The sequence below is a fragment of the Xanthomonas sp. F10 genome, from assembly GCF_014206815.1.
Taxonomy (GTDB): domain Bacteria; phylum Pseudomonadota; class Gammaproteobacteria; order Xanthomonadales; family Xanthomonadaceae; genus Xanthomonas_A; species Xanthomonas_A indica.
In genome coordinates, this window is sequence record NZ_JACHNP010000001.1 from 472,831 (window position 1) to 485,974 (window position 13,144).

General features: G+C 70.7%; 8 protein-coding genes. 7 read left to right on the plus strand and 1 reads right to left on the minus strand.

The features are described from left to right. Positions 1 to 272: 272 nt before the first annotated feature. The 4 genes from FHR56_RS02100 (at position 273) to FHR56_RS02115 (ending at position 7,587) form a co-directional block, all read left to right on the plus strand. The gene (locus FHR56_RS02100; protein ID WP_184502395.1) at positions 273 to 1,724 is read left to right on the plus strand and encodes a glycoside hydrolase family 5 protein; all 1,452 of its coding nucleotides are present in this window, start codon (positions 273 to 275) and stop codon (positions 1,722 to 1,724) included. A gap of 258 nt (positions 1,725 to 1,982) precedes the next feature. Beyond that, a complete protein-coding gene (locus tag FHR56_RS02105) occupies positions 1,983 to 3,458 on the plus strand; it encodes a glycoside hydrolase family 5 protein (protein WP_160946228.1) in 1,476 nt (491 codons plus the stop codon). A 173-nt stretch (positions 3,459 to 3,631) separates the two neighbouring features. Then, complete coding sequence (locus FHR56_RS02110; protein ID WP_160946227.1) at positions 3,632 to 6,517, plus strand: pitrilysin family protein; 2,886 nt, start codon at positions 3,632 to 3,634, stop codon at positions 6,515 to 6,517. 281 nt (positions 6,518 to 6,798) lie between these two features. Then, positions 6,799 to 7,587: a DUF72 domain-containing protein gene (locus FHR56_RS02115; protein WP_160946226.1), complete on the plus strand. Its 789-nt coding sequence runs from the start codon at positions 6,799 to 6,801 to the stop codon at positions 7,585 to 7,587. A gap of 276 nt (positions 7,588 to 7,863) precedes the next feature. Here the strand turns inward: FHR56_RS02115 and FHR56_RS02120 are convergent, their stop codons facing one another. Continuing rightward, positions 7,864 to 8,220, minus strand: coding sequence for a hypothetical protein (locus FHR56_RS02120; RefSeq protein WP_237473085.1), 357 nt, complete (start codon positions 8,218 to 8,220; stop codon positions 7,864 to 7,866). A 325-nt stretch (positions 8,221 to 8,545) separates the two neighbouring features. Between FHR56_RS02120 and FHR56_RS02125 the strand changes: the two genes are divergently transcribed. From FHR56_RS02125 to FHR56_RS02135, 3 genes are all read left to right on the plus strand, one after another. Beyond that, positions 8,546 to 9,472: a GAF domain-containing protein gene (locus FHR56_RS02125; protein ID WP_160946225.1), complete on the plus strand. Its 927-nt coding sequence runs from the start codon at positions 8,546 to 8,548 to the stop codon at positions 9,470 to 9,472. 358 nt (positions 9,473 to 9,830) lie between these two features. Next, positions 9,831 to 11,522, plus strand: coding sequence for an alpha,alpha-trehalase TreA (treA, locus tag FHR56_RS02130; protein WP_160946224.1), 1,692 nt, complete (start codon positions 9,831 to 9,833; stop codon positions 11,520 to 11,522). Positions 11,523 to 11,622: 100 nt separating this feature from the next. Continuing rightward, entirely contained in the window at positions 11,623 to 13,137 is a 1,515-nt protein-coding gene (locus FHR56_RS02135; RefSeq protein WP_160946223.1) for a hypothetical protein, read from the plus strand. Positions 13,138 to 13,144: the final 7 nt, after the last annotated feature.

Below are 13,144 nucleotides of genomic sequence, written 5' to 3' on the forward strand. Positions count from 1 at the left end.
GGCGCCCTTACCGGGTCGTGATGGGTCGAACGACCACCATACGTGCGCTGTCGCAAAAATTTATTGTGATTAACCGCTCAAATACGAAGCTGAACATGCTCTAATGCCGCGCTCGCGCACCGCGGGGCCGCGCCGATCCGGTGGCCCATGCCGATCCGCGCGCCCGCCCTGGCTTCCACCCAAGCCCGGCGTGGAGCCCATCACTCCCCACCCTCGCCTGGGCCGCTCCGACTGCGGGGCCGGCTCGCTTCCGGAGACCTGCCGAGATGTCGATGTCCCCCCTCCCCCGCATCACCCGCTGCGTGCTGGCCGCCGCGCTGCTGGCCGCCAGCGGGTCGGCCTGGAGTTACGCGATCAGCAAAGGCACGGTGGTGGACGACCGCGGCAACGCGGTGCAGCTGCGCGGCGTCAACTGGTTCGGCTTCGAAGGCAGCGCGCACACCGTGCACGGCCTGTGGGCGCGCAACTGGAAGGACATGATCACGCAGATGCAGGGCCTGGGCTTCAACGCCGTGCGCCTGCCGTTCTGCCCGCAGACCCTGCGCGGCGTCGCGCCGACCAGCATCGACTACGGCCGCAACCCGGACCTGCAGGGCCTGAGCTCGCTGCAGGTGCTGGACAAGGTGGTCAACGAGTTCAGCAGCCGCGGCATGTACGTGCTGCTGGACCACCACTCGCCCGATTGCCAGGGCATCTCCGAGTTCTGGTACACCGACTCCTACAGCGAGCAGCAGTGGCTCAGCGACCTGAGCTTCGTGGCCAAGCGCTATGCGTCGGTGCCGGGCGTGATCGGCATCGACCTGAAGAACGAGCCGAACGGTCGCAACACCTGGGGCACCGGCAACCTCAAGACCGACTGGAACAAGGCGGTCGAGCGCGCGGCGGCGGCGGTGCTGAAGGTGGCGCCGAAGTGGCTGATCGTGGTCGAGGGCATCACCGACAACCCGACCTGCTCCAGCAGCAACGGCTACTGGTGGGGCGGCAACCTCGAACCGCTGACCTGCACCAGGCTCAACGTGCCGGCCAACCGCCTGCTGCTGTCGCCGCACGTGTACGGCCCCGACGTGAACTGGCAGCCCTACTTCGGCGACGGCAGCTTCCCGGCCAACATGCCGGCGATCTGGGAGCGCCAGTTCGGCCAGCTGACCCAGCGCGGCTACGCCATGATGATCGGCGAGTTCGGCGGCAACGAAGGCCGCAACCAGGCGCAGGATCCGATCCTGCAGAAGGCGCTGATCGACTACCTGATCAAGAAGAACATCCGCAGCGGCTTCTACTGGGCCTGGAACCCCAACAGCCGCGACACCGGCGGCGTGCTCGACGACGACTGGACTACCGTGCGCACCGACAAGATGGCCGGGCTCAAGCGGCTGTGGGGCGACACCAGCGGCACCACGCCGACGCCCACCCCGACGCCGACGCCCACCCCCGAGCCGCCCCCGACGCCCACGCCGACCCCGGCACCGGGCAGCGCCAGCTTCAGCACCAAGATCATCGTCGACAGCGACTGGAACGCCGGCTACTGCGAACGCGTGCAGGTGACCAACAGCGGCAGCGCCACCGGCAACTGGGCGGTCACCCTGTCCATCAGCGGCACCGTCAACAACCTGTGGAACGCCACCTGGACGCAGTCCGGCACCACGCTCAGCGCCAGCGGCGTGGACTGGAACAAGACCCTGGCCCCCGGCGCCACCGCCGAGTTCGGGTTCTGCGCCGCCCGCTGAAGGCAGCGCCATCGCCTCGCGCCCCACGTGGGGTAACACGCCAACGGCAGCGTCCCTCGACGCTGCCGTTGACGTTTGCAGCGGGCAACTGCGCGCCCGTGGACACCACCACGGCACCTGCGCGCAATCGGTGGACAAGCCCGTCTTCTGCAACGGCAGTCACGGCCGCCATGGCGGACACTGCCGATCATCGCCGCCAAGCATCCGCCCCCCCCTTGGCTGGCGCACTCCGCACCGGCCGCCATCGGAGCCATCGCGATGAATCGGTCCCTGCACTCCCGTATCACCCGCTGCCTGCTCGCCGCGGCGCTCGTGGCGGCCAGCGGCTCGGCCTGGAGCTACGCCATCCAGCAAGGCAAGGTGGTGGACGACGCCGGCAACGCCGTGCAGTTGCGCGGCGTCAACTGGTTCGGTTTCGAGACCTCGCAGCACACCGTGCACGGCCTGTGGGCGCGCAACTGGAAGGACATGATCACGCAGATGCAGGGCCTGGGCTTCAACGCCGTGCGCCTGCCGTTCTGCCCGCAGACGCTGCAGGCGGTGTCGCCCGGCAGCATCGACTACAGCCGCAATGCGGACCTGCAGGGCCTGAACTCGCTGCAGATCCTGGACAAGGTGATCAACGAACTCAGCAGCCGCGGCATGTACGTGCTGCTCGACCACCACACGCCGGACTGCAACGCCATCTCCGAACTCTGGTACACCGGCAGCTACAGCGAGCAACAATGGCTGGACGACCTGAGCTTCGTCGCCAAGCGCTACGCATCGGTGCCGGGCGTGATCGGCCTGGACCTGAAGAACGAGCCGCACGGCGCCGCCACCTGGGGCAGCGGCAATGCCGCCACCGACTGGAACAAGGCGGCCGAGCGCGCGGCGGCGGCGGTGCTGAAGGCGGCGCCGAACTGGCTGATCGTGGTCGAGGGCATCGCCGACACCCCGACCTGTTCGAGCAGCACCGCGCACTTCTGGGGCGAGAACCTGGAACCGCTGGCTTGCACGCCGCTGTCCATTCCGGCCAACCGCCTGCTGCTCGCCCCGCACGTGTACGGGCCGGACGTGTCCATGCAGTCCTACTTCAACGCCTCCAATTTCCCGGCCAACATGCCGGCGATCTGGGAGCAGCATTTCGGCCGGTTCGTCCAGGCCGGCCACGCGCTGCTGCTGGGCGAGTTCGGCGGCAAGTACGGCCAGGGCAACCCGCTGGACGTGCAGTGGCAGAACGCGCTGGTCGACTACCTGATCGGCAAGGGCATCCACAGCGGCTTCTACTGGTCGTGGAACCCGAACAGCGGCGACACCGGCGGCATCCTCAACGACGACTGGAGCACGGTGCGCACCGACAAGGTGAACCTGCTGAAGAAGCTGTGGGACGGCGACGGCGGCAGCAGCGGTGGTGGCGGCAACGGTGTTGGGGGTGGTGGCAACGGCGGTGGAGGTGGTGGCAACGGCGGTGGCGGAACGCCCACGCCGCCGCCGTCCGGCAGCAGCTTCAGCACCAAGGTGCTGGTGGACAGCGACTGGAACGCCGGCTACTGCAATCGCGTGCAGGTGACCAACACCGGCGGCAGCAGCGGCGACTGGACCGCCACCCTGTCGATCAGCGGCACCATCAGCAACCTGTGGAACGCCACCTGGACGCAGTCCGGCACCACGCTCAGCGCCAGCGGCGTGGACTGGAACAAGACCCTGGCCCCGGGCGCGACCGCCGAGTTCGGCTTCTGTGCCGCGCGCTGAGCGCTGAGCGCTCCACGGCAGGCCTAACGGCATCGCGCACGGCCATTCCCGCGGGGATGGCCGTGCGCGATGCCGTCCGCCTGCCCGGCATGCCGCGGTGTGCCATCAGTCACGTTCCCGCGGCCGCCGCCGCCCCTCTATGCTGGCGCATTGTCCACACTCAGGCCCGGCCCATGCTCCGACCCTTGTCGCTGTTGATCTCCAGCATCCTCACCCTCGGCACCGGCGCCGCCCTGGTGGCCGCGCCGTCGGCCCTGGCCGCGGCCACGCCGGGCCAGGCGACCGCGCCGGAGATCGCCTACACCCGCTTCACTCTGCCCAACGGCCTGACCGTGGTCGTGCACGAGGACCACAAGGCGCCGGTGGTGGCGGTGAGCATCTGGTACCACATCGGCTCGGGCGACGAGCCGGCCGGCAAGACCGGCTTCGCGCACCTGTTCGAGCACCTGATGTTCTCCGGCTCGGAGAACCACAAGGGCACCTACTTCCAGCCGTTCGAGAAGGTCGGCGCCACCGACATGAACGGCACCACCTGGTTCGACCGCACCAACTACTTCGAGACCGTGCCGACCACCGCGCTAGACACCGCGCTGTGGATGGAATCGGACCGCATGGGCCACCTGCTTGGCGCGATCGGCCAGAAGGAACTGGACACCCAGCGCGGCGTGGTCCAGAACGAGAAGCGCCAGGGCCAGAACCGCCCCTACGGCCGCGTCGACGAGAACATCCTGGCCAACATCTTCCCGGCCAACCATCCGTACCAGCACGACACCATCGGCTCGATGGCCGACCTCGACGCGGCCTCGCTGGACGACGTCAAACAGTGGTTCCACGACAACTACGGCGCTGCCAACACCACCCTGGTGCTGGCCGGCGACATCACCGTGGCGCAGGCCAAGGCCAAGGCCGAGCAGTACTTCGGCGACATCCCCGCCGGCCGCCCGGTGCCGCGTCAACAGCCGTGGATCACCCCGCTGGCCAAGCAGACCCGCGGCGTGCAGCACGACCACGTCGCGCAGCCGCGCATCTACCGCACCTGGGTGGCGCCGCAGCTGGGCACCGACGACGCGGTGCTGCTGGACCTGGCCACCACCGTGCTCGGCGGCGGCAAGACCAGCCGCCTGTACCAGCGCCTGGTCTACCGCGACAAGCTGGCCGACGACGTCTCCGCCGGCCTGCAGTCGTTCGCGCTGGCCAGCCAGTTGCAGATCACCGCCGACGTGAAGGAAGGCGTGGACCCGGCCAAGGTCGAGGCCGCCATCGCCGACGAACTGCAGAAGTTCCTGGCCGAAGGCCCCACCGCCGACGAACTGCAGCGCGCCCAGGTCGGCTACCGCGCCGGCTTCGTGCGCGGCCTGGAGAAGGTCGGCGGCTTCGGCGGCAAGGCCACCGTGCTGGCCGAGGGCCAGGTCTACCGCAACGATCCGGGCGCCTACAAGAAGGACCTGCAGCGCGCGCAGGACGCCACCGTCGCCAGCGTGCGCAAGGCCGCCGACACCTGGTTCGGCAAGGGCGACTACCTGCTGACCGTGCTGCCGGCGCCGGAGGGCTTCGATCCGGCGGCCGAGGACAAGGCGGTGAAGCCGCTGCCCGCCGCGCCGGGCAAGCCCGCGCCGAAGGTGCCGGCCAAGGGCAACTACAGCGTCGGCAAGACCCAGGTCGACCGCGCCGCCGGCGTGCCGGACACCACCCAGTTCCCGAGCCTGAGCTTCCCGCAGCTGCAGCGCGGCAAGCTCAAGAACGGCATCGAGGTGGTGCTGGCCGAGCGCCACACCATCCCGGTCACGCAGATCCAGCTGCTGTTCGATGCCGGCTACGCGACCGACCGCGGCAGCAAGCTCGGCACCGCCAACTTCACCGCGGCGCTGATGAACGAGAGCACCCGCAACCTGGATTCGGTGGACGTGGCGCAGCGCCGCCAGCGCCTGGGCGCGATGACCAGCGTGTCCTGCGAGCTGGACAGCTGCGACGCCTCGCTCAACGCGCTCAACGACCAGTTGGCGCCGTCGCTGGAACTGTTCGCCGACATCGTGCGCAACCCGGCGTTCAAGGCCGACGACATCGAGCGCATCCGCGGCCAGTGGCTGGCCTCGATCGCGCAGGAGAAGACCCAGCCGCAGGGCCTGGCGCTGCGCACCCTGCCGCCGCTGCTGTACGGCCCGACCCATCCGTACGGCGTGCCGCTCACCGGCACCGGCACCGAGGCGGCGATCAAGAGCCTGACCGCGGGCGACCTGAGCGCGTTCCAGAACAACTGGCTGCGTCCGGACAACGTGCGCATCCTGGTCGCCGGCGACACCACCCTGGACAAGATCATCCCGCAGCTGGATGCCGCGTTCGGCGACTGGCAGGCCCCGTCCGGCAAGCGCCCGACCAAGAGCCTGCCGCAGGTGGCCGCGCAGCCCAAGCCGCGCGTGTTCCTGATCAACCGCGACGACGCCCCGCAGTCGCTGATCCTGGCCGGCCTGCTGGCGCCCTCGACCAAGGCGCCGAACAACCTGGCGATCGGCGTGGCCAACGGCGCCTTCGGCGGCACCTTCACCTCGCGCCTGAACATGAACCTGCGCGAGGACAAGCGCTGGGCCTACGGCGCCAACAGCTTCATGATCGACGCGATCGGCCAGCGCCCGTTCCTGTTCTTCGCCCCGGTGCAGACCGACAAGACCGCCGAATCGGCCGCCGAGATCCTCAAGGAAGCCAAGGCCGTGGTCGGCGACAAGCCGCTGACCGCCGCCGAGATCGCCAAGATCAAGGAACAGCGCGTGCGCGCCCTGCCGGGCAGCTTCGAGACCACCGGCGCGGTGCTCAGCGCGATGGAAGGCATCGTCCAGTACGGCCGCCCGGACGACTACGTGCAGACGCTGAAGACGCGCCTGGAAGCGGTCGACCAGCCGGCGGCGGAAGCGGCGATCAAGGAGATCGTGGCGCCGCAGGCGATGACCTGGGTCATCGTCGGCGACCTCAAGCAGATCGAAGCGCCGGTGCGCGCGTTGAAGCTGGGCGAGGTGCAGGTGCTGGACAGCGACGGCCAGCCGGTCAAGGCGAAGGCCAAGCCGTAACGCCGCACACGCATGGCGGCGTTGCCCCGCCATGCGCCACGCGCCGACGCCAGCATCGGGCGTCGGCGCCATCGCAACGCAGCGCCATCGCGCGATGCGACATGCGACACGCGACGACAGGGAACGTGCAGGCTGCACTGCGGCGCAGCCTGCAAGCACCGGCCGCCCTGGCTTGCGCGGGTCGCGGATGGGTCGCCAAGGCGGCGCGCAGCGCCTGTCCTTCACGGCTCCTGGCCGCAGCGCTTGGTATCCGGAAGGCCTGTTCTCGCCCGCTGCCGCCGATGCCGACCGCTTCTCCCCGCCGCGCCGACGCCGCGCCGAACATCCGCGTCGGCTGCGCCGGCTGGTCGATCGCCAGCACGCAGCGCGCCTTGGTCGGCGACGGCGCCAGCCAGCTGGCGCGCTATGCCACCCGCTTCGACGCGGTCGAGATCAATTCCACGTTCTACCGCGCCCACCGCGCGAGCACCTACCAGCGCTGGGCCGACAGCGTGCCGGCGGCGTTCCGCTTCTCGGCCAAGCTGCCACGCACGATTACCCACGACGCGCGGCTGTACCGCGTCGGGCCGCTGCTGCAGACCTTCCTCGGCGAGGTCGGCCATCTCGGCGACAAGCTCGGCTGCCTGCTGGTGCAACTGCCGCCCAGCCTGGCCTTCGATGCGCGCACCGCCGCCACTTTCTTCGCGATGCTGCGGCGCCGCTGGAACGGCGGCATCGCCTGCGAACCGCGCCATGCCAGCTGGTTCAGCGCACGCGCCGAGGCGCTGTGGCAGCGCCACCGCATCGCGCGCGTGGCCGCCGACCCTGCCCTCAACGCTACCGCCGCGCAGCCGGGAGGGGCGGCGGCGCCGGCATACTGGCGCTGGCACGGCGCGCCGCGCATCTACTACAGCGACTACGCCGCCGCCACGCTGCGCGGCCTGGCCGAGCGCGTCGTCGCCGCCACGCCGCACCCGGACCCGGGCGACGCCTGGGTGATCTTCGACAACACCGCGCTCGGCCACGCCCTCGACAACGCCGCCACGCTGCAAACGCAGTTGCGCGCGCTCGGCGTCGGTGCCGCCGGCTGACCAGCACACCCCGCCGGTGCGCGCGATGTGCGCGGACATCCGCGCCCGTACGGCTGCAACCAACCCCTCGTTCGCCGCCCCTGTAAGCGCGGGCCCAGCGGCGACCTCAAGCCGATCGAAGCGACGATGCGCGCGCTGAAGCCGGGCCAGATGCAGGTGCCGGACCGACGGGCCGCCGGTCTGGCGCTGCTCGGCCACCGCGCATGCCGCGCCAGGAACCGATCGCAGCGCAGTCGTCGCAGGACCGCATCAGCGCAGCCGCGCGGCGCGCATCGCTCAGTGGAAGCTCACCGTGCGCACGTCTTCGCCGTCGCCCCAGCGGGTACAGGCGTCGCTTCCCTCGATCCAGACCGGCTTCCCCGCCATGTAGGCGGACAGCAGCATCGCCAACTGCGCCTTGCCGGTATCGGACGTTTCGTCCTTGATCATGTAGTACGCGGTGTTCGCGGCGCACGCCGGGCGCTGCGTCGGCGTGCCATTGAGCACGACGTAGTGCACGCCATCGGTCGCGCGGACCGACAGGTCTTTGATCGTGCCGGTCACGCTGCTGGCGGACGCCAGGCCGCTCGACAGCGAGAGCGCCAGCACAACAGCGGAAAGCGCGCGGGAACGGCGAGGAGCCGGCAGGGTCATGATGATCGTCCTTGCGAAGTGACGGCGCATGCTGGCGCCGAAGCAATGCATCCAGCGCCATCCGGAGGCGGCGGCACGGTCATCGCAGATGCCATTGCGAGCGCGACACTCCGGCGTACTGAACAGCCCGGGAAATGCGGATGCTATCACGGTCTATTCACAAATTTGGCGCATCGCCCAGGTCGTCATCATCCGCGACGCCATGCCGCTTACGCGCAGGGTCTCGCGTGCAGTTCGTCACGCTTGCGCGCTTGTCCACGCGCCGTCTCAACGCCCTGCGGTATCGTGCTGCGCCTCGCGATCCGCGCCCTATCCGACGCCGCCCATGACCGATGAAGCCCAGCGCCAGCGTGTCCTCGACAGCTACCACATCGTCGACAGCCTGCCCGAGGACGCCTACCAGGACATCGTGCAGATCGCCGCCGCCCTGTGCGACACGCCGATCGCGCTGCTGTCGCTGGTGGATCGCGACCGGCAATGGTTCAAGGCGCGGATGGGCCTGGAGGTGCCGCAGACCGAACGCAGCCAGGCGGTGTGCGACCACGCGATCCGTGAGCCCGAGCAACTGCTGGAAGTGCCCGACCTCGCCGACGACCCGCGGTTCGCCGACATCTCCGTGGTCCGCGGCGACATCGGCGCGCGCTTCTATGCCGGCATGCCGCTGGTGACCGAGGAGGGCGTCGCGCTGGGCACGGTGTGCGTGCTGGACACCACGCCGCGCGAACTCAAGGACGCCCAGCGCGACGGCCTGCGCGCGCTGGCGCGCACCGCCATGCGCCTGCTCGACGCGCGCCGGGATGCGCTGCAGCGCCAACGCGAGGCGCTCCTGCAAGCGCACCCGGTTGGCGACAACACGGACGCTGGCAGCGACGGCCGCTACCGGGTGGTGATCCTGGAAGTGCAGGAACTGGCCGCGCTGGCCGAGCGGCAGAGCGAACGCCTGCTGGGCAGCAGCCTGCAGCAACTCGACCGCACCCTGGCCAGCTACGTGCAGGACGACGCCGCCGCCGACAGTGTGGACCGGGCGACCGACAGCGCCGAGTTCATCGTCATGCTGCATGGCGCCGATGCCGAGCAGAAGCTGCGCGGCCTGCGCGAGATCGCCGCGCGGCAGCAGGCGCTCGGGCTGACCGTGCTGGTCGGCGACGCCCAGGCCATGCGGGCGGACGAGCCGATCGGGCAGGTGTTCCTGCGCGCCGAGGCCGCGCTCAGCGCCGAGAAGGACCGCCAGCGGCCGCAGCAGTCGGCCTGACCGGCGGATCGCCGACCGGCGCGCGTGGCGCGCTGACAGCGCCACCTCCCTGATCCGCGCAGCGGGCGAGCGCCTACGCGCACCGGCCTTGGCGGCGCGCTGAGCGCCCAGCCGCCCCGCTCTGGGCGAGCGGCGCCAACCATTCTGCAGATGACGTGCCCCGGCTGAGCCGGCGACGGGCAGCCACGAGCGGCCCCGTTCTTGCATCTCCCCGGACGTTGCGGTCCCTCGCCGGTGCGAGCCGGGCGGCGCGCGGCCGCCAGGGCAGGATCGGCAGCCGCGCCTGCGGAGCCGGCCGCACGCCCCGTCTCCGCTTCGGTCGTTTACCATGCCGCACGCATCCTGCTCTGGACCCGACATGAGCCATGCCGCTCCTCCCTGCTGCACCCCGCTGCTGAGCCTGTCGCTCGGCCTGTTGCTGGGCACCGCCGACACCGCCATGGCCGAGGCCGCGCCCGCGACCACGCTGACCGCCCCGGCACCGCCGCCGCAGACGCCCGACCTGGCCTACCCGGAACTGTTCCAGGCGGTGCAGCAGCAGGAGCTGTTCGACGACCAGAAGCACTTCGTCGATGCGCTGCCGCTGCGCGACCCGGCGCTGATCAACGCCGACTATCTGGCGCAGCGCCAGCAACCCGGCTTCGACCTGCGCCGCTTCGTCGCCGCCAACTTCGAGGAATCCGGCCCGGTGCAGACCGAGGCGATCCGCCAGGACACCGGCCTGCGCGAGCACATCGACGCGCTGTGGCCGCTGCTGGTGCGCCGCCAGGTCGACGTGCCGCCCTACAGCAGCCTGCTGTCGCTGCCGCACCCCTACGTGGTGCCGGGCGGGCGCTTCCGCGAGGTCTACTACTGGGATTCCTACTTCACCATGCTCGGCCTGGTGGAGAGCGGCGAGCACGAACGCAGCCGGCAGATGCTGGACAACTTCGCCTACCTGATCGACACCTACGGGCACATCCCCAACGGCAACCGCACCTACTACCTGAGCCGTTCGCAGCCGCCGTTCTTCTCGCACATGGTGCAGTTGCAGGCCAAGGTGGAAGGCGATGCCGCCTACGCGCGCTACCTGCCGCAGTTGCAGAAGGAGTACGCGTACTGGATGGAAGGCGCGCAGAGCCTGGCCCCGGGCAGCGCGCATGCGCACGTGGTGCGGCTGGCCGACGGCAGCCTGCTCAACCGTTACTGGGACGCCCGCGACACGCCGCGCCCGGAAGCCTGGCTGCACGACGTGCGCACCGCGGCCGAGGCCAAGGACCGCCCGGCGGCCGAGGTCTACCGCGACCTGCGCGCCGGCGCCGAGAGCGGCTGGGACTATTCCAGCCGCTGGCTGGGCGACCGCAAGACCCTGGCCAGCATCCGCACCACCGCCATCGTCCCGGTCGACCTCAACAGCCTGCTCTACCACCTGGAGAGCACCCTGGCCCTGGCCTGCGCCAAGAACCCCGGCGCGGCCGGCTGCGACACCGACTACGCGGCCCTGGCCAGCGCGCGCAAGACCGCGATCGACAAGCACCTGTGGAGCGACGCCGGCTACTACACCGACTACGACTGGCAGCAGCGCCGGCTGCGCGAGCAGGTCACCGCCGCGGCGCTGTACCCGCTGTTCGTCGGGGTCGCCTCGCCGGCGCGGGCCAAGCGCAGCGCCGACACCGTGCAGGCGCAGTTGCTGCGCCCGGGCGGCGTGGCGACCACGCGCCTGCACACCGGCCAGCAGTGGGACGAGCCCAACGGCTGGGCGCCGCTGCAATGGATCGCCGTGGACGGCCTGCGCCGCTACGGCCAGGACGCGCTGGCCCAGCGCATCGGCAGCCGTTTCCTGGCGCGGGTGCAGGCGCTGTTCGCACAACAGCACAAGCTGGTGGAGAAATACGGGGTGGACGCGCAGGCCGAGGGCGGTGGCGGCGGCGAGTACGCGCTGCAGGACGGCTTCGGCTGGACCAACGGCGTGACCCTGTTGCTGCTGGATCTGTACAGCGCCCCCGCCGCGGCGGCACCCACCGCGCCGCAGGCGCGTGCGCAGCCGGAGCCGGAGCCGGCGTTGCCCTGAGTCGCCAGCCGTCCAGACGTCGCCCGGCCGGGGCACGCGCCTCGCGCCGAACGCACCGTGGGGTGTGTCGGCCTGCGCAGGGCCGGCAGGAGCGTGAGCGATGACCGCGACCGGCGCCTCCGCGGTCGGTGACGTGGCCGACCGGGACATGGCCGCACAGGCCGAGGTGGTGCGCGGCCTGCCGTCGCAGGCCCAGCTGTGGCAGTGGATCGAACGCCTGAACGGGTTCGGTCCGCGCCTGACCGGCACCCCGGCGCACGCTGCGGCGATCGACTTCCTGGCCGCCGAACTGCAGGCGTTGGGCCTGCAGGTGCAGCGCGACCACCTGCCGCTACGCCGCTGGACGGCGCATGCCACGCACCTGACCCTGGACGACGGCAGCGTGATCGCGGTCGCGGCGCCCTTGCCCTATTCCGGCACCACCGCACCCGACGGCCTCGCCGGCGAGCTGGTCTGGTTCGACGGCCGCCCGCGCTCGTTCCGCAAGGCACGCGGCAAGATCGCGGTGGTGGTCCTGCGCCGCCGCGACCTCGACCGGACCTTGCTGACGCTGGCGTTCAAGCGCAAGGCGCGGCTGCCCGACGGTGACGCCGACTTCGCGGAGTCGCCCATCACCACCCCGCTACTGACCGGCCTGCAGGCGGTGGCGCTGGACAAGGCGCGACGGCAGGGCGTGCGCGCGGTGATCTGCGTGTTCGAGGGCGTTTCCGAGGCGCAACTGCAGGGCCAGATCCTCCCGTTCACCACGCCGTACCGCGACCTTCCCGCGGTATGGGTGAGTGCGCGTCACGCCGAGGCGCTGCGTGCCGCGGCCGCGCAGCGCAGGCAGGCGCGGCTGACCCTGCACGCCACGCTGCAGGACACCACCACCGACACGCTGTATGCCGTGCTGCCGGGCCGTGCGCAAGACGAGACGATCATCGTCAACACCCATACCGACGGACCGAACGCCTGCGAGGAGAACGGCGCGGCCGGCGTGTTGGCACTGGCCCACGCCTTCGCCGCGCTGCCGCGCGCGGCGCGTCGCCGCACCCTGGTGTTCGTGCTGGTCACCGGCCATTTCCAATTGCCGCAGATCGGCGTGCGCGGGCGCCAGGCGACCTCGGCCTGGCTGCAACGGCATCCGCAGCTGTGGGACGGCCATGGCAGCCACGCGCGCGCGGTGGCCGGCATCACCATCGAACACCTCGGCTGCACCGAATGGCGCGACGACCTGGCGGCCGGCACGCCGGCACCGACCGGCAAGCTGGAACGGGACCTGGTGTACACCGCCACGCCGACGCTGGATGCGCTGTATCGGCAGGCGTGCGCCGGGCGCAGCAAACTGCGTGCGCTGACCCTGTCGCCGCGCCTGGACGTGGCGATGCTCGGCGAGGGCCAGCCGCTGTACCAGGCCGGCATCCCGGTCGTGGCCAACTGCCCGATCCCCGACTATCTCTGCCAGGTATTGCCGGACGGCGGCATCGCGCGCCTGGACCCTGGGTATGCGCAGCAACAGGTGGAGACCTTCGCGCGGCTGCTGGCGCAACTCGACCACCTCGATGCCGCGCAGATCGGACGCATTCCCTTCACGCCGGGCAGGCTGCTGTCCCGCCTGATCGAACGCCTGCGCTGAGCCGCCA